Source organism: Thalassospira sp. MBR-102 (assembly GCF_040549275.1).
Classification (GTDB): domain Bacteria; phylum Pseudomonadota; class Alphaproteobacteria; order Rhodospirillales; family Thalassospiraceae; genus Thalassospira; species Thalassospira xiamenensis.
Genome location: NZ_JBEPTC010000001.1, coordinates 81094 through 106692, shown reverse-complemented (window position 1 = coordinate 106692; position 25599 = coordinate 81094). Strand labels below are relative to the sequence as shown.

Sequence of the window (25599 nt, the reverse complement as noted above, 5' to 3'; positions counted from 1 at the left end):
GAATTCGCAGCAAAAAGCGAATTACTCCTGCTCGTGCAAGAATTGCACCGGCCTTGTCCTCAAAACAATCCCCCGCTCCCCACCAATCCGTTGCAGGGTTTTAAGCCCTCGCGTCAGGCGATAAAGCGCTTCCATATCCCCGCTTACCCGCATTTTCTGCGCTTCAATCCGGGTCACTTTAAACAGGTCGCGAAATGCACCCTCGGAAAGCGCACGAAGGGCTTCTTCCTTCTCCGACCGGGCCGGATCGGGATGTTCGAAAACCAAGGGTTGGGCAGGTTTGAGTGCTTCTGTCATCGCGGTCTTTTCTATCACAATCGACAATGCCCAGACCATCCATGCCTGTGTCCAGCGCATATAATTGCGCCGATCCACGCCAAACCGCCCAAGACCGGCATAAAAAACACCGCGCTTTGCATCAAACAATGCTTCACACGCCCAATCTGCAATCTTCTTTGCCGCTGCAAGCTCGCCAAACCGGCAAAGTGTCCCGATGGCTTGTGCCACCGCATGACAATCAACATACCCGTCCCGCCTGGCAAAGCTGCGCGGGCGGCCATTAGTGTCAAAACATTCCGCACGGTAAAATGCATAGCCACGCATGATCGCGTCATCCAACCCGACCATCCCCGATGCCCGGAACCGATCCAGCAGATCAAGGATGTAACCGGTATGAAAGCCATCAACAAAGCGATGATGCGACCGCGTGCCATATTCCCACGCCCCATCGGAACGCTGCGCGGCCAAAACCCGCGCAACCGCCTTCCGGCTTATTTCATTACCCGGATCAATGCGATGCAATGTCCAGGCGGTCCAAAGGCTGGCATTATGGATTTCCCCATCCCCCTGCCCGACATAGGCAAAATACCCATCCCGCCAAAGCCCACGCAAAAATCCCGCCGCCCGATGCAATATCGGGTCGCTTGGTGCCATACCGCCAGTCATCAACGCATCAACCGCAAAGCTTGTGACAATCGCATTGGACGCACCGCGCGGCACATAAAAGGCGCGTGCCTGCCACGCAAACGGATATCCCCAACCACCGTCCTCGTTTTGCATCCGGCAAAGCCTACCCGCTACATCACAAAGCCGTACCCCATCAGCCGCACCCAAAAGCAACGCCAACGTTTTCGGGTTTTGCAATACCAGGATGATCGCAATATGGCGTAATGCCCGTGGTCCACGCTTAATCGCCTGCAACCAAGTCAGCCGCGCCATCCGAAACCGCCCCAAGCCGCTTAAACGGAACACCCCGCTTTCGAGCCCGTCAAACGGATCGGCCCCGGCAAAGTCGGCGTGAACAATCCCCGCAAGAATACGGTCACGCACCGCAATCAGATCATTGCCTTGCATCGGTATTCTCCCGCATGGCAATCCCCGCCGCCATCCCGCAACAAATCAGGTAATGCCCGTATGACAATGTATTGTCCGTCACCATCGTCACCACGACTGATGCCAGAATACAGATCGCCAACCGCGATCCCCGCGCACACCAGATCAGCATCCCCCAGCTCATCAGCCAAAGGATTGCTCCGATCAATCCCGTCTCGAACAGGATGCGGAAATGATCATTATGCAGCGCGCCGAACGCCACCGCAGACGGCAAATCCTGCAAAATCGCCTCGACACTGCCCGCTCCAAAGCCGAGCCATTGCCGCGCGGCGGATGCCGTTTGCCAATCATCCCAGAACATCCGCCAGAATGCCAATCGCCCACTGCCATGCGTCATCAACAGTCGCGGCAGCCAGATCGTCATCATCACCCACACCGCAATCAAAGTCGGCAATCCGAAAAGCCACGTCATCGCTCGCGAAAACCGAACCCGCCCGACAAAGGCGATCATCAGCGCCAAAACCGCAATCCGCGTCTGGCTCAGGACCACGGCAACCGCCGCAACCCCGCCAATCCATCCGCGCGCATGCCCCCGCATCGCGCACGTCAATGCAAACAACCCCAGAAACAGAAACGGATGATTAAGCCGCCACCCTTCATGGGTGATCTGAAAAACACTTGCCATCGGCAGATACAAAATCAATGCCGGCACCATCACCCGCAAACAATCCCGCCCCAGCCATAGGCCGCATATCAGGCCAAGCGGCAGGATCAAAAGATTGCCGATCAGCCGGACTTTCTCATCCGTCCCACCATCGCCAAGCCCAACAACCCCGAGCAACACGCCCAGCAAAAGCACGGCGACCAATCCATCTCCCGTCAATCGCCCCCGCAAAATCGCAGGCCCAACCCAAATCCCCCAAAACCCGATCAGGATCAGCTTCGCCAGCATCCCGCCAAACCCGGTCAGCCAAAGCGATGCCAGCATTGCCACAATGCCCAGCAAAAGAACCGGCATGTTTGAGCCCGCCGTATCCCCGACCGTGTCCGGCTTTGCGTTCATTTCGGCCATGAATTGCCCCTGCAACACCCAGCCACACCTCGCGGCGGGACAAATCCGAAAAACTCCGCTATCGTGATCAGCTTGAAATCATGGATATTTTCGGAACGCTGATGCAGCGACTGGTGACATTTTGCCTGACATCCCAGATCGTTCTGGCCCCTATCATGCTGGGCGGCACACGACCTTGGGCGATAGCGGTTTTGACCATCCTGACCGGCATCGGGTTGCTGGTGGCGGGATGGTTCGGCCACGTGAAACTGACCCGACCGATCAAACAGGTTGGCATTGCCGGCGCACTCCTGTCTGTATGGCTGGTCGTGCAGGCCGCACCGATCTGGCCAACGCTGCCTGCCCCGTTCAACGCATCGCACCTTGCCCTTTACCCAACCGCCTTCCTGCCGATGATCGGCAGTGTTTTGTGGCTGGCCGGTATCTATGTGCTGGCCGCTGGATGCGCGCAAATGCGAGGTGATAAATTCACCCGAATAATCGCATGGGCCGTGATAATTGCGGCAATTCTGCAAGTCGCACTTGCCTGTCTTGCCGATATCTTCTCGTTTGAAAGCACCTATTGGTTTGCCAAGCAGGCCCATCTTGGTGACTGGACCGGAAGCTTTGCCAATCGCAACGCCTTTGGCAGCCTGATGACGATTGCGGCGATCTACGCCCTTTACCTTTTCTGCGCCAAGGGCACGGCCACAATCGGAAGCCGGATTGATCACGCGGCTGGCTGGATCGCACTTGCACTGATTTTCACATCCGCCCTGTTCGCCAGCCATTCGCGAAGTGCGGTTCTTGCACTGGCAATTGCCCTCATCACCTTTGCAATCATGCTTCGCCCAAAAGCAGACCGCCTGCTGCCGCGCATCACCTATCCCGTTATGGTCGTAGCCTGCGTTACAACTGCCCTGATCGTCATCGCCATGCTCATTCCCGATCTTGGCAATCGCTTTGCCGAACTGGCCCGCCCCGATCTGATCCAGCGCGATGACGCATGGCAGACTGCCATCATCGCCATATCCCATCGCCCATTTACCGGCTTTGGCCCGAACGCGATTGCGCTGGTGATGGATCATTTCGCAACCCTTGGCCTTAACCGCAAAGCCGCATGGTTCAGCAGCCATAATTTATGGCTTGATGCCGCCCTCATCTTTGGCATTCCCGCAACGCTGGCGATGGCTGGCTTTATCCTGTATCGGCTGACACGCACTTTCCGAGCAGCCGAAAACCGTCTGGATCGAACGCTTCTGATCAGCCTTGCGGCTCTGATCGGTATCATGTCCAGCATCGGCTGGGTCGCGTCGATGCCTGCACTCATTCTGCCCTTCCTGTCCCTTCTGGCCGCGCTTGAAGCAAGGCCGAAAGTACAAAGCCGCGCAGCATCACAATATCGGAACGGTCCCCGGCAATCCGTGCGGCCCGATCCAGTTCTTCGCCAATCGCCTGCGGATTAAAGTCTTGTTGCTGCGCCCGTGCCAAAGCCCGAAGCGACATCAAAACCGGATCAAACGGCGCATCTATAAGCTCCGCACTCGTCAATATCTCCAAAGCCATCCAATCGCCTGATTTAAAAGCTGCCGTGACCGCGTGCTGCTTTGCGTAATCGGCAACTCCATCCCCATCACGCAAAGCAGCTTCGATATCCGGCACATTCCGCAAGGCCGCCATCTCAGCCCCAAGGCGGCCCAAACCGATCCCGATCAAAACCAGCCCGGCAAATATAGGGGTCCGGCGAAAACGCATCAGGCGTTCTCCGCCCTGTCGGCATTGTCCCGACCATACGCCGGTCTGCCCCGTGTGGCAGCCAGGACAAGGCCATCGGGCACCAACCCGGCGGCGTTCAACTGACTGATGGCATCGCGCACATCACGGCGTTTGCTGTAACCACGGCGCAGCACCAGCAACCGTGCATCCGCCGCCCCCATCAGCAGTATCGCATCGGCCACTGATAAAACCGGCGGACTATCAATCACGATCCGGTCATAACGACCGCGCAGAAGATCCAGAACATCCCGTAATCCATTCTGAAGCAAGCCGGTCGCAAAACTTCCCGGTACGGATGCCCGCGCACCGATATAGTCAAAGGATTCACGATCTTCCCCGCTTTGAATGGCGTCCTCCAACGTCCCTTCACCGGCCAGAGCCGCCGTCAAATCCGACACGTTGCCGACACGCGCAAATCCCGCTGGGTGGCGCAGATCGCCATCAAGCAGAATCGTCTTCATCCCCGCAGTCGCAAAGCTTGTCGCAAGATCACGCGCCAGTCTGCTTTTGCCTTCGCCCGGCACAGCCGACCCGATGCAACTGACATGGGCGCGACCCGCATGTACGCGCGTTTTGGCAAGGATATTGACCAAAACCGCCAGATGGCCAACCGCTTCCTCCATCGAAACCGCACTGGCAAAGGGGTCATCAACTTGCGGAGTCCGGGCATAAAGCGGAATACCAAACCGGTCTTCCAACTTCCCGTCATCATGGATCGCCTGATCGAAATAGTGTCTTAGCATCCCCGCAACAACGGCGGCAAAAAGCGCGACCAGAACTGAAGCCATCCACAAATCGCGTCTGGTCGGAAACTCCGCCGTTTCAGGCAGGCTTGCGGCCTGCATCACCGTCACATCACTTTGAAATGCAGCCAATGCGATACGAAGTTCCTGCTCCGTTGTGCCAAGCGTGTCGGCTTCGCTGCGCATCAGTTCCACCGCGCGCAAAAGGGCGGCCTGCCCCTGTGCCTTTTCATGGCGGACAGTCAATTTTTCCTGCCAGTCATCACGCTGGCTTCTGATCACATCATATTGTTTTTGCGCATCTCGCAGATCAAGCGCGATCTTCTCTGCCGCCACCAACACGGCATCGCGCAGATGCCGCTGCACGGTTTCAAGTTCGCGATGAACAGCAATCATCGCCGGATGCTTGGGACCGTATCGCTGATCCAATGCCGCATGATTTCGACGTACCTCGTCATATTGCCCAGAAAGCCGTCGAACCGTTTCATTATTGGCAATCGGTGGCAGGACCAGAAGGGTATCAATCGACTGCGAATTCTTGCGTGCATCGGCCATCAGGCGTGCCCGTTCCAGATCACGGCGCGCAACCTCCAGCGCGCCATTCAATTGATAAATTCGGTCCAGTATCAAACGGCTTTCATCGGGTTCGATAAAGCCTGCCTGCTGCTGCCACACCGAAAGATCGGTTTCGGCCTGCGCCAGCTTTGCGTTCGCGGCCAAAAGCTGTTCGGACGTTTCCATCAACCTCGCGCGAAGTCCCTGTTTGCGTGTACTTTCGCGCTGCCAAAGGTAACTGTCGATAACGGCATTCAGGATTTTCTGGCTTTGCGCCGCATCATGATCGGTCACACTAACCTCGATCACGGACGCATTGCCAATGCGCACCACCTCGATCCGTGATCGCAGGGCACCAAGTACGCGGTTATCGCCTGCTTCATTTCCCTCACTTCCGTCAATCGCGGGCACGATCTGAACGCCCTCGCCGCGCAGGACCGAAAGTGCGGTTGCAAGTACTTCATTCCCGCGAAGCTCCGCCATTGCGGTTTCCAAATGCTGCGCGACCCCGCCCCCGTCTATCGGGGCATCTTCGCGATCGATCACAAAGGCAATTTCGGCCACCGAACGATAGGTTGGCATCAGTCGGGGAATAAGAGCCGCGGCCACCATCAACACCGCAACAAAAACAAGCATCACAATCCCGCGGCGCTGCCACAGCACCGCGAACAGATCGATCAACGTCAAGTCTGTATCCTTGTCGGTTTGCAGTTGATCCGAATGCCTCATCGCGGGCTGACCGATGGCTGTTCAATCCAGTCCGACTGATCGGTATCTGCCCTTTCTTCCGTAAGGCTCGTGTTCCAGCTTTGCGTCGCCGCGGGGTCCCATTGCCTGTAATACGTGCTGAAACGAATTGGCAAAAAGGGCTGGGGTGGCTTTGATATCGATCCGGGACTGGTATTGTCGGTTGTCTCTGACGCAACGGCTTGCGCGCGATATCCCGCATCAAAAAACCGCCTTGAGATTTCAGGCATCGTTCCTGCTGCCATCGCGTCACGCATCTTGGGTTCGGGATACATTGCCACCACCCGAAGCACCGCCTTCATAACGATCAATTCCATCAGAAAACTGCCTGTCCCACCGGGCATGAGCATCTGCGTCAATGCCAGAACCCGATCCAGAACCAGCAAGACCATCCTGAAATCCTCTGGCCTCAGATTGCCTTCGCTTGTCACCACATCCCGCCCCAACAATCTTGCAATCAGGGCATCGACCGTATCGTCAATTTCCACAGTGTCGTTTTCGGATAGCTGATCGGTCAGGAATTGCATGATCTGGCTTGCATTTGCCTCGGCCGCTTCGATTTCAGGTGGGGGTAAAACTACCTGTCCGTTTGCATCGGCGGGTGTCAACACAAGCCAGATCGCAAATCCGACAATCACGACCCAACCTGCCGCGTGGTAAAATCGTCCAGCCCATGCCCGCAAGATTGCCGGAATGACAGCCCCGGCAAACCGCCAAAGCCCGCGACCATATCGTGGCCCCATCGTGCGCGGCGCCATGGCAATGCGCCATGCAAATTCCAGCCCGCATCGCTGCATCATCGCTGGTGCCCGCCTGATATCACCGGCCAGCACATCAAAAGCCCCCCCAACCCCCATGATAAAACGGCATCCGGTTTTCGGCCCGTAATTCACCACAAACGCATCCTTGCGCGGACTGGGAAGGGCAACAAACACCACGTCCGCACCGCTGGCCCGAACCTTTTCGGCCAGTTTGGCATCATCGGGGTCGTAACCGTGATGGACCCCGGCAATGATCAGTTTGGGAAAATCGCGGCGAAGGCGTGCTTGCACGCGATGCAGAACATCATCGCGTGCGCCTAGCAAAAAGACCGAATATCCCGCCGCCTCAAACCTTGGCAAAAGGCTTTCCATCAAATCAATGCCTGTCACCCGTTCGGGCACCGCAAGGCCCAGCAATCGCGCCGCCCAGACAATCCCCATCCCATCCGCCGACAGGCAATCGGCCTGTGCCAAAACACGCCAAAGGCCGCCATCCCGACACGCTTGTGCGAATTTGACCGCATTTAACGACAAATGGCGGAAACAGCCTTCTTGATGGATATTGGAACAGATGTGATCGGCCAATGACGCCTGCCTGCGCAAATCAAGCGTCAGGCCGAAAAAGTCCCCCCGGTCGCTGGTCATCCCCGCCGATCTCTCCCCAATGTCCCTTTATATGATGGCTGCAATTGTTCGCACCCCGACAACCATCTGACAAAGCATTGAAATTCAAAGTAACTTATGATTGTTTTGTCATCAAGACAAACACCAAAGAGTGATGGCGCGTGAAGATCATTCTGCTTACGAATATCGTTCCGCCCTACCGGCAACGCGCCTATGGCATGTTGGCCAGCCTTGTTCATGCCTGCAACCCGGCCCGAAATCCAGATGGCGACTTCCACGTCATCTGCACCCAGCGTCAAGAACCCCAACGCGCGTGGCCGATGCTGACCGGCGATTTCGCCCAATCAATCCTGCCCGGCATCAAAATCCCGCTTGGTGAAAATCGCGTGATCCCGATTAATTTCGGCTTAATCCGCGCCCTTGACGCCGCCCGGCCTGATGTCCTGATCATTGCCGGTTTCGGACTGGCACAATGGCAGGCACATCTTTATGCCCGCCGACACAATATCCCAACCATTTTACAGTTTGATGGTTGGGCCGGATCGGACGCCACCTATCAAAACCGTCTTCGCGATTGCATCCGGAAAACGATGATCGCGCATGCCAAAATCTGCATTGCCGCCGGGGAAAATGGCCAAGACTGGTTTGTCAAATCCGGCAAGGTCAGAAATAATATCCTGATCGCCCCCATCCCGCCTTCCTTCAAGGCTCCCAATCATCTTCACGGCTTTGATGACCGTCCTGTCGATCTTTTATGGTGCGGAAGACCAACATTATCCAAGGGCTTCGAAACCTTCCTTGAAATTGCAGCCGGACTACACCGCCAAGGCCACGCAAAGCGTATACAAATCGTCGGGGCCTGCGACCAGAATGACCTTGCAAACCGGCTTGCGGGACTAGGTCTGAACAAGGCCACCGACCATATGCCCGAAATACCTCCGGCGAAATTGCCCCGCATCTATCAGCAGGCCAAACTCTGCCTCCTGCCCAGCCGCAATGATGCCTATGGCGTCACCGTGATCGAGGCCATTGCATGCGGCACCGTCGCCCTCGCAAGCAACCGGGTCGGCTGCGTTCCCGATATTCTCGGCACCGCCGAAATTCTGCCTTGCAACATCGTGCCCGCATGGATGACGGCCTGCGCGCGATTGCTAAGTGATCGCGCCGCATGGCAGAAAACCCAAGCCCGGCAGCATTCCCGCATCGCCAACAACACCCCCGCCCATCACGCCGAAACCATCTTGCGGGCTTGGAAGATGGCAAACAGCGCAGAGGTGCCTGATGCATAACCGCGTTTTGGTCCGTGATGCCCCGGTCTGGATGATTGGCCGCAATGACCAGCTCCGCATTCTCGCAGCCCATCTAGCACACCATAACCGGCTGGTCCGCTGGGACAGTTTCTGGCGTCATGACGGTAGCGGTTTTCTCACCCCGCCGGCCCGGCGGGTGGAACCACATCTTTCCACTGTTCCCGGCCGACACCTCTTGCCCGATATTATGGGAAAGCTCGCACAAAAGCTTCACCTTCCCGCGCGAAACCTCTATTCCGATCTGCCTCTGTCATGGCTGGCGCTTCTCCATATGCCCGATGCCCGTATCCTCCACGGTCAGGGAAATTACAGCCTTCCCGCCATGCAAGCTGCCCGTGCACATGGCATGACGATCATTTCGGATGTCACCGGCCAGCTTGCCCCGGTCCGCTATCGCCAGCTCGCCGACGAGTATCACCATCACGGTTTGCGTTATCGCGAGATATCAAACTTCCTTGCCCGCCGCCGCATCGCAGAAGCCCGATTTGCCGATGGCGTTTTTGCCCCCTCCGACGTGGTTGCCGCCGGACTTGAAGAATGCGGCATTGATCCGGCACGCATTCATCTGGTTCCCTTTGCGTCCGGCCTGTGTTCTCAATTGGTCAAGGCCGAACGACCAACACAAAATCCCGGCATCACCCGCCTTCTCTATGTCGGCAATATCTCGATTGCCAAGGGCATCCGAATTTTGATCGAAGCCTTCCGTGCGCTGCGCACCCGTCATGGGCCTTCCATCACGCTTGATCTGATCGGTGCGGCACAGCCCTGTGCGTTCGCCTATCTTTCCAAACTGCCGCAGGGTTGCGTCTGGCACGGTGCAATGCCACAGGCGAAGCTTGCCGAGCACTTGCTCTCCGACGATATATTCGTCTTCCCCAGCCTGTCCGAAGGCAGCAGTCTTGCCGTGCTTGAAGCCATGGCGGCTGGCTGTGCCGTGATCACGACCCCAGATGCCGGAAGCCCAATTACCCATCAAAAAAATGGGCTCCTGATCCGGCCCCGCGATAGCAACGCTCTGATTGACGCCATCCAGGCCCTGCATGCCGCACCGGCACGTGTTCAGGCACTTGGCGTCGCCGCCCGCGACCTGATCGCAACCAATATCACCATGGATTACGGCACCCGATCCGAAGCCGCCTATGAAAGGGTTCTTGCCCACCATGCATAGGTTCCGCACGTATATTTATCCGCTCTGGATGCTCTCAGCCAATCTGATCACACGCCTTGGCGGTATGATCATTCTACTTTTGATCGGCCATCATTTCGCCCCCGATCAGTTAGGGGCCTATTTCGCGGCCGTTGCCACCATCGGCCTTGCCGTAACCATCGCGCAGGCCGGATGCGGCCTGCTTCTGATCCGGCTCTATCAGGCAAACCAGCGCCGCGCCGCCTTCGCCCTTTGCTCGCTTCGCCCCACACTCGCTATCGCCGCAACCGCGTTTGTCGTCATCATGACAGACATCGCCCCATCGCCGATCCTTCTGATGCCCACGGTCGCGGCTCTCGCCCCGGACTGGATCATCACGGCACGCGGTCAACTTTCCAAAATCGCCCTGATCGCCGTTCTAGGACAAATCGCCGGAATCACCGTCGCTTTCGTTGCCATCGTCACCCAAAGCAATCTGGCCCTCTTTGCCATAGCACCAGCAATCTCACTGGCAAGCCTGATCGCGGGTGCCTTGCTTGCCCTTCGCGATCATGCCTCTCACCCAACTGCCATAACAAAAATCACCCACAGCCAGATGATCAATCTGATCGGCTTCACCCTGCTGGCTGGCTCACTCCCCAATCTTGATTTCGTGCTGCTCGGCCAAAATCTGCCCAACACAGCGCACGCCAATCTGATGCTGGCCCAACGCATCTTCCTGATCACGGCAGCGATCATCGCCAGCACTTCGGCGGCATTATTTGCCAAAAAGCAGGCCGGGCTGCTCCGCGATATCTGGCTGATCGCTCCACCACTTGCCATGACTGCAATACTTCTGATGCTGCCCGAAACGCTTGCCCTGCTTTTTTACAGCACTGTCAATGTCAACCTCGTCGCCTTGTTGCGCACAGGGGCCTTCTGGCCCGTGCTGCTTGCGATGGTCTCGCGTCAAATCCTGATATCACAGGAAACCGAAAACCAGTTCTTCCCCGGCTGGATTTGCCTTGCTCTTATGGTTGTCACAGGCGTGCTTCTTCCGGCTTCCCCTCATGAAACCGATGCTGTGATCATTATGCAGCTTCGCCTGAGCCTCTGCCTGCTCCTGATCGCGATATGTCACCGCAATCCCATTTTGCGGAACAAACCGGCATGAAGAAATTGCAGGCCGAAATCATCAGTAACCGCCTCATCACCGGCCAGTATGGTGATATCCGTTTTGGACCATGGGGTTTTGAATGCTCTGATCGGCACTCTTTCGTCACACTCAGCGATCAATGCCGCAACACACGCCAGGTTGGCGATCACTGGCAACTGGCCGAAGGCGACTGGGCACTTGATTACCAGACAAGCCGGATTGATCCCGCAACGCTTCGCATCCGTGCAACACTCTCCGCCCGCCGCGATGGGCTGTTACAGGATGCCGTCATCCGGCTGATCTTTGACAAACCCACCATTCAATCCGGCGAAATTGCCGGTCGCAAATATGACCACACCGACAGTGACAGATACCGCCTGCATCCCGTCCGCACCGTCCGACTGATGGGAACCGATGGCACAATCATTTCCGTCACGCTTGATCGTTATGACGGGGCCGGTCGCTTTACGCCTTACATTTATCTGCGTGATCGCGGCGATCACTGGATCATTCATGCCCGCCTGCTGCCAATCGATCCGGTTGATCACGTCTGGTTGCGCTGGGCCAACCGATTTTTCACCCTGTCCGCCCCGGATTGGCTGGCGCATCTGGTCTGGAATTTTCCGGGTGGTAAAGCTGCTTTCTGGCGCTTGCGCGAACGACTTGGCCGACGCTGTCCCGAAATACAGGCAGTCCCGCTTAACAGGCTGAAATCATGTCAGTCCCTGATGCTGGAGGTCACATGTCGCTTCGCTTAGTGCAATCTGATTTGCACGAACGCTGCCTTCGCCTTGCGCGTTTGATTGCCGATCAACTGGCCAATCAGCAGTTCGAAAATGGCGATTTCCCCCAGCACAGCTTTTACGCCAAGGCCTATGCCGTCGCCCTTTGGCAAAGCCTTAGTGACGATCACTACACTGCGAAAATTAGGGCGGCCGTCAATGCGCTGAAAACCGAAATCCAGGACCACAGTTATCATCGCGAATTCATCGAATACGCACTGGAAAACTGCCCGGACATAAACGCCGAAACCCGTAATGCCATCTTGCGAAACGCCCCATACCAATCGCCCAATGTCGCAAACTGGCACATCCTTGCAATGCGCATCCGCCAATCCGGTTCATGGCGGGATAAACTGCGTGCAAAACTGGACTGGCTTTATACTCGTACCCGCTTCTGGCGCGCACCAGTCTTCATGGACCGCCCCGGCTGTTTTTCCGCGCAATATCATGCCTTCTGCGCCGCCTTGCTGACCGATAGCCCTATGCCAGCCCAACGCAAAATTGCGGCGAAGGCCACTGATCTGATTGCCCGACTTTGCGCAACAACAGGCATCCCCAACCTTGTCGGGCGCGGTGCCGGACAGAGCTTTGGCGCAATGACCGCCCTTTATGCCCTACTCAAACACGGCTATTGGGCTGAGGCAGAAGCAATCCTGTTTCGCCTTGAACTGACCTTGCTGCAAACCGAAACACTGCCACTCAACCTGCTTGCCCCCAATCCTTTGCCAGATGATCCCGGCCCGGACAATAGACAAACACCGGGCTGGTACAGCTATAACCGGCATTACGATTATCTGGCTTTCACCGGCTTCTGGCTGCTGCGCGCAGCAATCGATAGCTCGCCCGAACGTGCACCAACAATTCGCACCAATGCCGATTTCCTGCTGATCCGCGACACCGACCATTATCACGCCCGCATGTGCCTGCGCGGAAAGTCGTCCTATGATATCACGACCGCGCCGGTGTTGATCACAAACGGTCATGTGTTCCTGCCTCCCACCGGCGGCGAAGAAGACTTTTCAAGCCTTTATGGCCCGGCATCACTGCCACTTCCAGCCTTTGCCGATCAACAGGCGTGCAGCACCTTCACATCCGGCACAATAAGTGATAGCACCGCAAAGATCTCATTCAGACTCGCAGGCCGCCGGGGCCAGCGCGACATCACATTCAACGAGAACGAAGTTGTCATCCATGATCATGTCGATACAGACAGCCTATCCGACCTGCATCTGTTCCGCCTGCTGATCCCCGCCGGTTTGGCCTTCGAAAAACCCGGCGAAAACCGGATTGATTTCCCCGATTTGAACCTCCACCTGATCGCGGACCATCCGCTCCATATCATCGATGATGGCTTGTTTTCCGTGACCGGCCCAGTCAGAACGATCTTTGTCCCGAACCAAAGCAACGCAACACTTCGCATCGTCTGGAGCCCCTCATGACCAAGGATGATGCGATCACCGTGATCACTACGGTTCGGGATGGCGATGCCTTTCTGGAACGCTATTTTGCCAATCTTTACAAAATTCTCCGCCCGCAGGATGGTGCCATCCTTGTCGATGATGGTTCGGTAAACCCGGTCATGCTTCCCGGCCAACCAACAAAGGTCAAACTGATCCGCTGCCCCCCGATTGGCAGGGGAGCCGCCCTTAATATTGCCATTTCCAATGCGACAACCCGCCTGATTGCCATTCAGGATATCGATGATACGTCTAACCCGGATCGCCTGTCGATACAGGCGGCCTTTCTCATGGATCGTCCAAACGCCCTTGCCTTCGCCGCAGGACAAGAAACAGCAACGCCAAACGCCCGCAACCCGTGGCAACAAATCCCGGCCACACGGCTTTATCGCAGCAACCCGCTGCATCACTCGTCATTGGCGTTTCATCGCGATATCTGGGAAATGGCCAGTGGCTATGATCCGGTACTGCCGTGCTGCATCGATCTTGATTTTTATCTGCGCGTCGCAAGCCTGCCCATGACCTCCATCTGGCAGTTTCGCCGACAATTGATTACGCGAAACACTAATCCCGAGACACGCCATTTTGCCTCCATCCCCGACTCTGTCTATCAAGAAACTTTGCGCATTGTTCTGGCCCGACATCGCCGGGCTATCGCGCCACCACATTGGATGCGCATTTTCGATCTGAAACGTTTGTCGGGGATTGGCCGATGACGAAACCACCGCGGATCATTGCCTTGGTGCAACTGCCCCCGCCGATGCACGGGGCGGCAACCATGAATGAACGGGCTTTGGTCGCGCTTCGCAAAATCTGTGATGTGACAGTGCTTGAAATGCGCTTTGCCAAAAATCCCCGCGATATTGCCAGGATGAGATTGGGTAAACTGGTTATGGCTCTGGGACTTTGGCTAAAACTATTGCTCGCACTCCGGCGAAAACCCGATGCACTTTATATCTGCTTTGCCCCAACTGGGGGCGCGTTTTATCGGGATTGTCTTTATGTGATGACAGCCAAAATCCTTGGCATCGCAACCATACTGCATCTGCATGGCCGTGGATTGCAAGCCGGGCGCGGCCACTGGTTAACCGCATTTTTGCAACGCCATGCATTTGCCGGGCAAACCGCCATTATTCTGGGCAAGGCGTTGCGCAATGAAATTGATGGTCTTCAATGCCGATCAAAAATCATCGCCAATTGCCTGCCCGATACGGCCTTCAAGATCAATCACGACCCGATCAGCACCACAACGCCGCGTCTGCTTTATCTATCAAACCTTTTTCGCAGCAAAGGTATCGATGATGTGCTGGCGGCCTGTGCAATTCTCAAACAGCGTAATATCGATTTCGCGCTTGATACCGCCGGCGCCGAAGGCGACCTCTCAACCTGCGAACTTTCACAATTGATCCACAATTTGAATCTTTCGGATCACTGCCATTATCACGGTCCGGTCGATGCGGATATCCGCACCAAACTTCTATCCAATGCCAACCTCTTTCTGTTTCCGTCAAGCTACCCGAACGAAGCACAACCTCTTGTCGTGCTCGAAGCCATGGCCGCAGGAGTTCCCATCGTCAGCTCCACCATCGGAACTTTGGTTGATATCGTTCACGATGGCGAAACCGGCCGCATCTGCCAGCCCGGCAATCCGGAAATGCTGGCAAATATTGTTTCAGATGCCCTGACCCAACCAACCGAAACCCACGAAATGGCGCGGGCTGCAAAGGCCTTTTGCAACCAGCACTTCCGGGCAGATCGGTTTGAGAAGGAACTTCAACAACTGATCAAGGAAATCATTTCTTGATCTCTTTAACCACGTCTGCCCAAATATCCTGCAAGCCTCAATCGTGAAAGATACCGTCATGACCCGCGATGAATTCAACGCATTTTGCCAATCGCTGCCCGTGACAACGCATGTCGTGCAATGGGGCGGGGCGGATGTCTGGAAAGTCGGCGGCAAGGTTTTTGCGATTGGCGGCTGGACCAAGGGCCATACGCTTGGCATTACCTTCAAGGTATCCGACATCGCCTACGAGGTTTTAAAGGAACAACCCGGTTTGCGCCCTGCCCCGTATCTTGCCTCGCGCGGGATGAAATGGATCCAGCATTATGACGCACCGGGACTTGATGATGCGAACCTGCGTGACCATTTGGCAGAATCCCACAAAATCGTCTCGCGCGGCCTGACCAAAAAGATGCAGCGCGAGCTTAATCTGTATCAGGAATAAACGGCGCGGCTTTTACAACCGCCAAAGGTCGATGCCTGCGGGCACGTCGTCACGCGGCAGAATGGCGCGCACATCGGCAACGAAGCCGGTGCCATCCTTCAAAAGCCCCTCCACTAGCGGCCAACCCTTGGCAACATATTCCCGGTGTGACACCGCCAGCACGACGGCATCCGCCGGTTTCAGGTCGGCATCACCACACAATTTCAGACCATCGAATTCATGCAGAACTTCCTCGGTATCGGCATGATGATCATGGACCTGAACATTTATCCCGGCATCTTCGAGCGAGCGGATGATATCGATCACGCGCGTATTTCGAATGTCGGGCACGTTTTCCTTAAAGGTCAGGCCAAGCACCGTCACAGTCGGGTTCTTGGTCGCTCCTTCGCGCAACAACGCCCGAATGACCTTATTTGCGACAACCTCGCCCATGCCGTCATTAACCCGACGACCGGCCAGAACCACCTGCGGGTAATAACCAAGTTCCTCTGATTTGTGGGTCAGGTAATAGGGATCAACCCCGATGCAATGCCCGCCGACAAGGCCGGGCGTAAAGCGCAGGAAGTTCCATTTGGTGCCCGCGGCATCCAGAACATCACGGGTATCGATACCCGCCCGATCAAAGATCAGCGACAGTTCGTTCATCAGCGCAATATTCAGATCGCGCTGGGTATTTTCAATCACCTTGGCGGCCTCCGCGGCCTTGATCGTCGGTGCCTTGTGGACCCCAGCCTTGACGACAGATCCATAAACCGCCGCAACGATTTCAAGCGTTTCGGGCGTCTGCCCCGACACAACCTTGGTTATGGTGGTAAAGCGATGTTCGCGGTCTCCAGGATTGATGCGTTCAGGCGAATAACCCACCGTGAAATCGATCCCCGCCTTCAACCCCGAAAGCTGCTCCAGGATCGGCACGCATTCTTCCTCGGTCGCGCCCGGATAAACCGTGCTTTCATAAACAACGATGTCGCCCTTCTTAAGGATTGCACCAACCGTTTTCGATGCAGATCGCAACGGCGACAGGTCAGGACGGTTTGATTTGTCAATCGGGGTCGGCACAGTCACGATATGGAAATCGGCCTGACGCAAATCTTCGGGATTATCACTCAGCAGCAAATCGGCGGCTGCCAGTTCAGGATCATCAACCTCGCCGGTTGCGTCATGCCCTGCCTTAAGCTGCGAAATGCGCGACTTGTTGATATCAAACGCGACTGTTCCGCCGATCTCCGTCCCGAAGGCCACCGCTACAGGCAAACCGACATATCCCAGACCGATAACCGAAATCTTGCGACCGTGGCTCATTGCTCAACCCTTGAAATTGAATTCTGCCTGACTTCTAGCCAGCACACATACAATCGTCAATAAAAGACGGAACAGCATCCGGTTTAGGCAATCAAAAAATATGTGCTACCCTGCAAGCATCCGAAATCAGACTGTTATCCATGCATAAAATCCCCTATCTGATTTGCCTTTTCCTGTTTTGTCTTGTTGCTGGAATGCCCGCCACAGGCCGGGCAGGAGCTGCGCGCATAAGCGTTGTAATGCCTTATATCCCGATGATGGCCGAAAGTCCGGCGCGTGGGACATTCATTCGCATGTATGAAGAAGTGGCCGCGCGAACCGGTCAGGAAATCATCATTGATATTCTACCACCCCGCCGAGCGGTACAGTCCTTTATTGTCGGCGAATACGATGCCTTGGGTGCCTTCCCGTCGCTTAGCGAATTACCGGTTTCGCTGGCATCCGTGCCGTATTACCTGCGCGAGAATCTGATTTTCTACAAACCGGGCCAATTTGGTCAGAACGCGATCACCTCACCCGACGGTCTGGCCGGATTGCGGGTCGGGCTTTCGGCCTATCATTATCCACCCGCCATCACCAATCGTCAGGATGTCGATTTCGAACGGGTTCCCAGCGACCATTCCTTACTGAGCATGATTGCCAACAACCGGCTTGATGCTGCCATCATCGAGAGGTCTTCGGGGTTTCACATTCGCGATCAGCTCGGACTTGCCGGGGTTATCGATACTCTCGACATCCCGCTCACAACGGAAAATGTCTTTTCCCTGTTTCAGGCCAACCGCGAAGGTATTGAAAATCGCGCCATATTTAACCGGGCTGTTTACGACATGCTGTGTGACGGAACGCTGGCGGGAATTTTCGGACGAAGCGACGTTTTACCCGATATTTCCGTGCTCGAACGTGATCTGCCACCTGAAAGCTGGCGTAACGACTGCCTCCCCTCACTTCCGGGTTCCACCCGCTAAACAGCCAACGATCCCCGCATGCCAAACGGGGTGCGCCATATCTGACGCACCCCGTTTCATCATCATTGTCGCTTAAGGCTGGGCTTACCCCTTGACCACGATATTGATCAGTTTCGGGGTTGGCTTGGCGATATAGATCACCTTGACGATCTGCATGCCTTCAAGATGGCGGGCGACATTTTCATCGGTCTTTGCCATTGCCTCGACCGTTGCCTGATCGGCATCCGCCGCCACCATGATCGAGCCGCGTTTTTTGCCATTGACCTGAACCGGGACTTCAAATTCGTCGTCCTTGGCCTTTTCTGTATCAAATACCGGCCAGTCAAACTTGATCACCGATTTTTTGGAACCAAATTCGGCCTCTGCCATACGGCTCATAAGCTCTTCGCCCAGATGCGGCGCAAAGGGCGCGACCATCAGGGCAAGCGCACGAACATGATCGTCATGCACCGCATTCTGGCGGGTCATGGCGTTGGTCAGTTCGATCAATGCCGCAATCGCAGTATTCAGCCGCAATTCAGCGATGTCGTTGGTCACCTTGGCGATGGTTTTATGCAAAAGCGTTTCGATTTTGCCATCGACGTCGCTTGTGCGCTCCATCTGGGTTGCGACCTTCCAGACGTTGGACAGGAAACGCATCATGCCAACAATCGCATCGGACTGCCACGGTTTGGAGCTGTCAAGCGGCCCCATATACATCTCGTACGTCCGGAAGGTATCAATCGTATACTGATCGCAAATTTCTTCCGGCGGGATGCCGTTTTTATAGCGCTTGCCCATCTTGCCCGGAACGGTGATCAGTGCCTCGTCCGTCTTGGCATTGAATGGCTGCTTTTTACCGTCAACATCGCGCATTTCAACATCATGGATGTCGACATAAACGCCGCGCGCGTCGGTATAGGCATCGGCCGTGATCATGCCCTGGTTGAACAGCTTCTGGAACGGTTCGGGTGTGGCGACGTAGCCAAGGTCAAAGAGCACCTTGTGCCAGAAACGCGAATACAAAAGATGCAGCACCGCATGTTCCGCCCCGCCGACATAAAGGTCGACCGCACCGGGCTTGGCATTACCATTCTCGTCGGTGGTGTTGGCCCAATAGGCCGCTGCCGCATCCGATGCAAAGGCCTGATCGTTCTTTGCATCGAAATAACGCAGATAATACCAGCACGAACCGGCCCAGTTCGGCATCGAGTTCGCATCACGACGGAACGAACGCACTTCGTAATCCGCACCGGCATGGCTGTGGGTCGACCCCACCGCGACATCCACCGGCAGGACCGAACCATCGGAAAGCACGATCCCGGTGACTTCCATCCATTCCTTGGCACGCGCCAGCGGCGGTTCTGGTTCGGAATTCGGGTCTTCGTTCGATTGCGGTTTGAAATCGGTCATTTCCGGCAGGACGACGGGCAGGGCTGCCTCGGCCACGCCATGCACCTGTCCGGTTTCCTGATCAAACAGTACGGGGAACGGTTCGCCCCAATAACGCTGGCGCGAGAACAGCCAGTCACGCAGTTTGTACTGCACCCGACCGCGGCCGATATTCTTGGCTTCCAGCCACTCAATGATTTTTGCCTTGGCATCCGGGGTCGAAAGCCCGTTCAGGCTGACCTCGTCATTGGCGGAATTGATCGTATCACCCACATCGGTCTGCGCGATTTTGAAATCGCCCGGTGCGGTTTCATAGCGCGCCAGCAAGGCCGCATCGTCAAGATCGGCCGCATCATCCGGTGCATTGGCCCGAAGCCAGCTTTCCGACGGCTTGGTGGTCGCGACAATCGGCAGGCCGAATTTATGGGCAAATTCGAAATCGCGCTGATCACCCGCCGGGACCGCCATGATCGCACCGGTGCCATATCCCATCAGGACATAGTCGGCAATCCAGACCGGGATCTGCTGCCCATTGGCCGGATTGGTCGCATAAGCCCCGATAAACACGCCGGTCTTTTCGCGGTTGGCTTCGTCCTTGGACGATACCGGACCGGCCAATTTGACCTTGGCGCGATAGGCAGCAACCGCATCCTTCTGATCGGCTGTCGTCAGTGCATCAACCAGCGGATGTTCGGGGGCGAGCACCATATAGGTCGCGCCGAAAATCGTATCGGGGCGTGTGGTATAGACCGCGATCTTGTCTTTTCCGCCATCGGCCAATGCCACCGGGAAATTGACCCGCGCGCCGACCGAACGACCGATCCAGCCTTTCTGCATCTCGACAACGCCATTGGGCCAGTCAAGCCCCTCAAGGTCGCCCACCAGCCGGTCGGCATAATCGGTAATCCGCAACATCCACTGTTTCAGTGGGCGCTTGTAAACCGGATAATCACCGCGTTCGGACTTGCCTTCGTTGGTGACTTCCTCGTTCGACAGGACCGTACCCAGCATCGGGCACCAGTTGACAGGAACCTCATCGACATAGGCCAGACGCCCGCGATCAATCGCGCGGTCGATCTCTTTGCCTTCTGCCTTCGTGCCCTCGCCAATCAGCGATTTCGGTTGCGGCACACCGTCCTCGTCCAACAGCCATTCCCCGCTTTCAAGCAACCCGCGAAGCTCGGCAATCGGGCGGGCACGGCCCGTGATGGTCTGCCCCTGCGGGCCTTTCCATTCGACGGTCGGATCATAGAAGCTGTTGAAAAGCTGAAGGAAAATCCACTGCGTCCATTTGTAATAATCGACATCGGTCGATGCAAAGCGACGATGTGGATCATGGCCAAGGCCGATCACCTGCAACTGGCGCAGCATGTTTTCGATATTGGCTTCGGTGGTGATGCGCGGATGCTGGCCGGTCTGGATCGCGAACTGTTCGGCCGGCAGGCCAAACGCATCAAATCCCATGGAATGCAGCACGTTAAAGCCGCGCATGCGCTCGAACCGCGCCTTGACGTCGGTGGCGATATAGCCCAGCGGATGACCGATATGAAGACCGACCCCGCTTGGATAGGGGAACATATCGAGGATGACTTTTTTCTTTTTGGCGGCGTCGAAATCGGCATCGCCCGGATTGGGGGTACGATAGGTATCGTTTTCCCGCCAGTAATCCTGCCAGCGCTTTTCAAATTCGCGCGCACTTTCCTGATAGTTCGCCACCGTCAAACAGCTCCTAAGCTCAAAATACCGGATGCGGAGTAAACCTCGACACGATCCGGATCATCAATTCTGATTAACCAAACCCTGTTCAATAATCGGGCTTGGCCCCTGTTGCAATATCAGAGTGCAGGATAACCGCCACAACCGGCCCGGATGCAAGCCCGAAAACCCGCGCATCACGCATGGCGGGTTTGCACATCGCCCAACCGAACCTATATAACTGGCTATGGCCTTTTCGCCCTGATTGTGCGATACTAACCGCACCTAAAGACTTCCGGCGCGCGATCCGTACCAAGAAGGTGCCCGAGCAGGCCATCAGGAAATCACCGTGTATCAAGCCCGATCAAGGACTTATACACCCACAACCCGCGTCCAGGGAGGACGGCATGGATATCACTATCGGCGGATTGACATCGCAGGCGACCAACGGCTCAAGCCGCAGCGCGCAGTCTTACCTGCCCGGTAATGACGACTCGAAATCCGGGTCAAACACGTCCGTTTCCCCGTTTGAGAACGCAACCTCGGTCTCGCTTTCCCCGCAATCGGCCAATCTTTTGTCCGCCGATCAGATCGTCTCGGCAATCAATGAAAGCCTGGCCTCGACCGGTCTTTCGGTCGAGGGTGTCGATCCCACCGATTACACCCCCGAAGCGGTTGCTGATCGCATTCTGGCCCGTGTCGGTGATCTGATCGCTTCGAACGCCAACAGCCCCGAAGAAGCCCGCGAGATTTTCGATCAGGCCAGCGAGGGCATCGCCAAGGGTCTGGAACAGGCCCGCGACTTCCTTGACGGCCTTGGCGCGCTCAATGACACGATCAATGGCAATATCAACGAAACCGAAGACCGCCTGAATGAAGGCCTGAAATCCATCGAAGCCCGCCTGACCGAACTGTTTGAAAGCAGCCCGGCCAAGGAAGCGGCCGATACAACGCCGGAACGCGATGAGCAGGTGCTCCAGTCGCAGATCACCCAGACCGCACAGGCAAGTCAGGCCTATGCCGAGGCCGGCACCAATGCGCAGCGTAACGCCCCGCGTTACGGCACTTCCGCGATCTGATCTTCGCGATCATAGCCTCACCCATCCAAACCGGCAGGCACATCCCCTGCCGGTTTTGTTTTGCGCCCTCACATCCCCGCCGCCCCCGGCCCGTCATCGCCGCCAACGCGAAACAGCTTCCGGCCAGCATCCTGTATCTTGTTAAACGCATCCTCGGCCATGAAGCCCGACACAAACGCCATGAAGGTCACGAGAAACGCGCTGATTTCGATATTGCCTGATCCGTCCGGGCCGCCTTGGGTCACCATCAGCATCCCGGCCTCGGTAAACAGGAAAATCGCGATGGCGGCCGCAATCCCCTCCCCCGTCATCACCATCAGGTGGCCTGCGGCGGCAAAGCCGGTTTCGGGTGCCACCACCGCCACCTCTGCTACCTCTGCCCCATCCTCATCCCTGTCCGCCACATCCGCCACCCCGACCCGGCGATAGCGACGCGTAAAGCTGACGACGGAGCCAAGGCCGCCTGCCGCCACCGTCACCAAAAGCGTAAGCACGATCCCAGGCATCTGAAGCAGAAGCGACAATACCCCGCCAAGCGGCTGCTGAAACAGGGCGACCAGCGACCGTCGCCCGCCCTCATCTGTCGCATCCTCGTCCGCCCAAAGGGCGGCATGTTCTTCTCTAAGGTCGGCAAGCTCTGCGCTCAGGCTGGCGCGCAGCCGGTCGGCCTGCGCCTGTTCGGCGGTGATATTGGCCCAGGCCACCTGGGCGCGCGCTGCCTTCTCGCCAAAGCTCATCACCGCATTTTTGATCGCCTCAATCCGGGTGCGGATATCGGTCGCAAAGCCCTCGTTTACCCCGGGGGCCAGCGCCATCTGCGACAGGGCATTATCCAGGTTGGCAATCACCTCCTTGCCCTCGTCGGTGCGCGCATTATCGGGCGATGGTCGCCCGTCCTCTGCACTGAAATCGCTTTGCGCCAGAAAGGCGAATGCCTGATTAAGCGCCCCAAGATAAGCCATGCGAAAGTCCGGGTCGAACCTGCCCGGTTGTTCGGCCACCACCGCCCCCAATCCGGCATAAAGATCAAACGCCGCCCGCCACGCGGCAATCGCCTCCTGCCGCAGGGCCAATCCGTGCCGGGCGGCAGCAAGGCCGCTTGCGTCAAGCATCCGGATTTCGGTGCGCATCGCATGGATGTCGCCCTTAAGCTGCGCCTCGTGATAGCCCTGAAACACCAGCCGCTCCAGATCACCGGGCGAGCTTAGCTCAAGCTCGCGGCTCAGAAGCTCGCGCTGGATATCGGCGGTAAATCCGGCGAACAGGGTCACGACAAACCCGACATACAGAACCACCACCAACCCGATCAGCATGACAGAGCCCAAAATCGCCGCCCCGCGAACATATAAAACCCGGCCAAACAGAGCACGCCGGATCAGATCTCCCAATCCTTTTGCGCCTACGCCGCTGCCAGATGCACCAGATAACGGCGGCCGTGCCGGAGCCCCCGAAGATTGCCGGTCATTCTCCTCTGCCATGGTCTGCGCCTGCACTCCGTCTGGTTATGCCGTGATACGGCGGCCCGCGCCGCCTCAAACCTGACGCTCCCAGACCCGCCCTTGTGACGGCGGCCTTTCCCTCATGCACTTGCCGTCGTCACAATCACTCCCGAACTCCCCGCTCCCCTTTCGTCACTCCCGCGAAGGCGGGAGTCCATGCCGCCCCGCGCTCCCACGCGGGATCGACCCCATCGTCCCACAAAATAGCCTCAAACCCCGCCAATACTCCGGCCGCAATTCAACCAACAGGTCAAAGATTTACGGAACAAAACCCGGTCCCACCGGTTTTACAAAGACAGGTTTTCAAAGAACGGCCAAACCTGCACCATGCCGCCCACTGACCCGCCCGCAACAGCAGAGGATTTCCCATGTTCCATCGCGAAAACATCTGCCGCTCCAAATCACGTACTGCCGCTATCCCCGCCGCAGCCACCGATGCCAGCGACACCCGCCGCACGGCACCGGCAACTGCGGCCACCACGGCGGCCCTGTTTGCCCTTGGTGCTGCGATGGCGCTTGTCCCCGGCCATGCCAAGGCGGGCGAGGAAACCCAATCAAACTTTATCAATACGGATGGTACGGAAATCGGGACGCTGACGGTCAATGGCGTGCCGGATGCCGCGATCCTGAAGATCGCACTTACCGACCTCCCGCCCGGTCAGTGGGTGGCGTTTCATATCCATGAAAACGGCGAATGCGATGCGCAGGGCGGCTTTAAATCCGCCGGCGGCCATTTCAACCCGATGAACAAATCCCACGGCCACGAATTCGCCGACGGCCCGCATGCGGGCGACATGATGAACCAGTATGTCAATGACAAGGGCGAACTTTACGCCCAGATTCTCAATAACGCCGTGCGCTTTGACGGCACCGGCGAAACCGACATTCACGGCAAGGCCGTCATCATCCATGCCGGCGCCGACGACTATAAATCCCAGCCCTCAGGCGATGCAGGGGACCGGATTGCTTGCGCGGTCATTAAATAGAAGACGAATCATGCGCCACTCAAACGTTGCTCCGCTTTTCAAAAGAAACTAGCTCCTAGTAAATCCAGACATCTTGCAACCATCTAGGTTTATATCCAATAGTTTCATCTCCTTAATTTTGAAGAGCATTTTAACGTGTGGCACCACTTATCATCAGACTGGCTGAACTGGGCTGATCAACTCGCCCCCGCAGCACAGAAGATCAACCGGCATCTGATCGACGCACTCGATCTGCCGACTTTGGCGCGTGCCGCCGACGAGCGTGGATTGACCGTGCTTGATCTGGCGTCCGGGGTTGGGGAACCGGCATTCGGGATTGCGCAGATGCTAGCCGATGCCGGAGATAATGGTGATGGTGATCCCGCCCTGCACTGCCAAGTGATCGCATCCGATATCGTGCCGAGCATGTGTGCCGGATTGGCGGAGCGCGCCGGGGCCGAGGGGATTGGCAATCTGTCGGTGGTTGCCGCTGACATGGAAAAACTGCCCTTTGGCACCGGCACAATGGATGCCATTTCGTGCCGGTTTGGCGTGATGTTCTGCCATGATCCCGATGCCGCCCTTGGCGAGGCCAGCCGGGTTTTGCGCAGTGGGGGCCGGGCGGCTTTCATGTTGTGGGCACCGCTAGTCGATAATCCGTTATTTGCCGCCATGGATGGGGTTCTGGGCAATATGCTGGGCACCGGGTTTGCCGATGCGGGGCTTGATCTGTTTGGCTTTGCCGATCCCACGTCCGCCACCGCGCGCATGGCACGCGCCGGGTTTGGCGACGTCACCCTCACCACCCATAATCCCGCCGGGCGCATCCCGGAACGCGCGGCATTCTGGAAGCCGCAGATGGAAATGCTGTTTGGTCCGCAATTGCGCAAAGCGTCGGATGCGGAACGCGGGGCGATTGATGCCGCGATGTTCGAAGCTCTCCGTCCTTATGTGACGGACGGGCATTTTCAGGTTCCGATTTGTTTTCATGTACTTGCCGGGGTGAAGGGGTAAGACCGCCCCCAAAAGCGGCGTTTTTCCCTTGATTTCCGCAAACCTTCGTGTCAAACCGCGC

The 25599-nt window shown here is 56.9% G+C and carries 20 protein-coding genes; 13 read left to right on the top strand and 7 right to left on the bottom strand.

Going from position 1 to position 25599, the window contains the following annotated elements:
• Positions 1–21: 21 nt before the first annotated feature.
• Positions 22–1353, bottom strand: a complete 1332-nt coding sequence (locus ABIE64_RS00510) for a prenyltransferase/squalene oxidase repeat-containing protein (RefSeq protein WP_354376328.1) — start codon at positions 1351–1353, stop codon at positions 22–24.
• The gene (locus ABIE64_RS00505) at positions 1340–2404 is read right to left on the bottom strand and encodes an O-antigen ligase family protein (RefSeq protein ID WP_354376327.1); all 1065 of its coding nucleotides are present in this window, start codon (positions 2402–2404) and stop codon (positions 1340–1342) included. Before ABIE64_RS00505 ends, ABIE64_RS00510 begins: the two co-directional genes overlap by 14 nt.
• 80 nt (positions 2405–2484) lie before the next feature.
• Between ABIE64_RS00505 and ABIE64_RS00500 the strand changes: the two genes are divergently transcribed.
• Positions 2485–3849, top strand: coding sequence for an O-antigen ligase family protein (locus ABIE64_RS00500; RefSeq protein ID WP_354376326.1), 1365 nt, complete (start codon positions 2485–2487; stop codon positions 3847–3849).
• A 288-nt stretch (positions 3850–4137) separates the two neighbouring features.
• Here ABIE64_RS00500 and ABIE64_RS00495 read toward each other — a convergent pair whose 3' ends face one another.
• Complete coding sequence (locus tag ABIE64_RS00495; protein ID WP_354376325.1) at positions 4138–6144, bottom strand: GumC family protein; 2007 nt, start codon at positions 6142–6144, stop codon at positions 4138–4140.
• 38 nt (positions 6145–6182) lie between these two features.
• Entirely contained in the window at positions 6183–7610 is a 1428-nt protein-coding gene (locus ABIE64_RS00490) for a WecB/TagA/CpsF family glycosyltransferase (RefSeq protein WP_354376324.1), read from the bottom strand.
• A 140-nt stretch (positions 7611–7750) separates the two neighbouring features.
• On the opposite strand from ABIE64_RS00490, the gene ABIE64_RS00485 reads away from it, so the two are divergent.
• The 8 genes from ABIE64_RS00485 to ABIE64_RS00450 are packed head-to-tail and all read left to right on the top strand — an operon-like array spanning position 7751 to position 15648.
• A complete protein-coding gene (locus ABIE64_RS00485; RefSeq protein WP_354376323.1) occupies positions 7751–8878 on the top strand; it encodes a glycosyltransferase family 4 protein in 1128 nt (375 codons plus the stop codon).
• Entirely contained in the window at positions 8871–10067 is a 1197-nt protein-coding gene (locus ABIE64_RS00480) for a glycosyltransferase family 4 protein (protein ID WP_354376322.1), read from the top strand. The genes ABIE64_RS00485 and ABIE64_RS00480 overlap by 8 nt, the downstream gene beginning before the upstream one ends.
• Positions 10060–11199 carry an MATE family efflux transporter gene (locus ABIE64_RS00475; RefSeq protein ID WP_071240991.1) on the top strand — a complete coding sequence of 380 codons (1140 nt, stop codon included), beginning with the start codon at positions 10060–10062 and terminating at the stop codon, positions 11197–11199. Before ABIE64_RS00480 ends, ABIE64_RS00475 begins: the two co-directional genes overlap by 8 nt.
• Positions 11196–11939 carry a hypothetical protein gene (locus ABIE64_RS00470; RefSeq protein WP_071240992.1) on the top strand — a complete coding sequence of 248 codons (744 nt, stop codon included), beginning with the start codon at positions 11196–11198 and terminating at the stop codon, positions 11937–11939. The genes ABIE64_RS00475 and ABIE64_RS00470 overlap by 4 nt, the downstream gene beginning before the upstream one ends.
• Positions 11924–13402, top strand: a complete 1479-nt coding sequence (locus ABIE64_RS00465; RefSeq protein WP_354376321.1) for a hypothetical protein — start codon at positions 11924–11926, stop codon at positions 13400–13402. Before ABIE64_RS00470 ends, ABIE64_RS00465 begins: the two co-directional genes overlap by 16 nt.
• Positions 13399–14136: a glycosyltransferase family A protein gene (locus ABIE64_RS00460; protein ID WP_354376320.1), complete on the top strand. Its 738-nt coding sequence runs from the start codon at positions 13399–13401 to the stop codon at positions 14134–14136. Before ABIE64_RS00465 ends, ABIE64_RS00460 begins: the two co-directional genes overlap by 4 nt.
• Positions 14133–15224: a glycosyltransferase family 4 protein gene (locus ABIE64_RS00455; protein ID WP_071240995.1), complete on the top strand. Its 1092-nt coding sequence runs from the start codon at positions 14133–14135 to the stop codon at positions 15222–15224. The genes ABIE64_RS00460 and ABIE64_RS00455 overlap by 4 nt, the downstream gene beginning before the upstream one ends.
• A 58-nt stretch (positions 15225–15282) precedes the next feature.
• A complete protein-coding gene (locus tag ABIE64_RS00450) occupies positions 15283–15648 on the top strand; it encodes an MmcQ/YjbR family DNA-binding protein (protein ID WP_071240996.1) in 366 nt (121 codons plus the stop codon).
• Between the two features lie 12 nt (positions 15649–15660).
• Here the strand turns inward: ABIE64_RS00450 and ABIE64_RS00445 are convergent, their stop codons facing one another.
• Complete coding sequence (locus tag ABIE64_RS00445; protein ID WP_071240997.1) at positions 15661–16950, bottom strand: nucleotide sugar dehydrogenase; 1290 nt, start codon at positions 16948–16950, stop codon at positions 15661–15663.
• Positions 16951–17189: 239 nt separating this feature from the next.
• Between ABIE64_RS00445 and ABIE64_RS00440 the strand changes: the two genes are divergently transcribed.
• Entirely contained in the window at positions 17190–17915 is a 726-nt protein-coding gene (locus tag ABIE64_RS00440; protein WP_071240998.1) for a substrate-binding periplasmic protein, read from the top strand.
• A gap of 84 nt (positions 17916–17999) precedes the next feature.
• Here ABIE64_RS00440 and ABIE64_RS00435 read toward each other — a convergent pair whose 3' ends face one another.
• A complete protein-coding gene (locus ABIE64_RS00435) occupies positions 18000–21002 on the bottom strand; it encodes a leucine--tRNA ligase (RefSeq protein WP_354376319.1) in 3003 nt (1000 codons plus the stop codon).
• A 386-nt stretch (positions 21003–21388) separates the two neighbouring features.
• Between ABIE64_RS00435 and ABIE64_RS00430 the strand changes: the two genes are divergently transcribed.
• Positions 21389–22060 carry a DUF5610 domain-containing protein gene (locus tag ABIE64_RS00430; RefSeq protein WP_354376318.1) on the top strand — a complete coding sequence of 224 codons (672 nt, stop codon included), beginning with the start codon at positions 21389–21391 and terminating at the stop codon, positions 22058–22060.
• 68 nt (positions 22061–22128) lie between these two features.
• Here ABIE64_RS00430 and ABIE64_RS00425 read toward each other — a convergent pair whose 3' ends face one another.
• The gene (locus tag ABIE64_RS00425) at positions 22129–23538 is read right to left on the bottom strand and encodes a hypothetical protein (RefSeq protein ID WP_354376317.1); all 1410 of its coding nucleotides are present in this window, start codon (positions 23536–23538) and stop codon (positions 22129–22131) included.
• 389 nt (positions 23539–23927) lie between these two features.
• On the opposite strand from ABIE64_RS00425, the gene ABIE64_RS00420 reads away from it, so the two are divergent.
• Positions 23928–24545: a superoxide dismutase family protein gene (locus tag ABIE64_RS00420; RefSeq protein ID WP_354376316.1), complete on the top strand. Its 618-nt coding sequence runs from the start codon at positions 23928–23930 to the stop codon at positions 24543–24545.
• Between the two features lie 135 nt (positions 24546–24680).
• Positions 24681–25538 (top strand): class I SAM-dependent methyltransferase, encoded by an 858-nt coding sequence (locus ABIE64_RS00415; protein WP_354376315.1) that lies wholly within the window; start codon positions 24681–24683, stop codon positions 25536–25538.
• Positions 25539–25599: the final 61 nt, after the last annotated feature.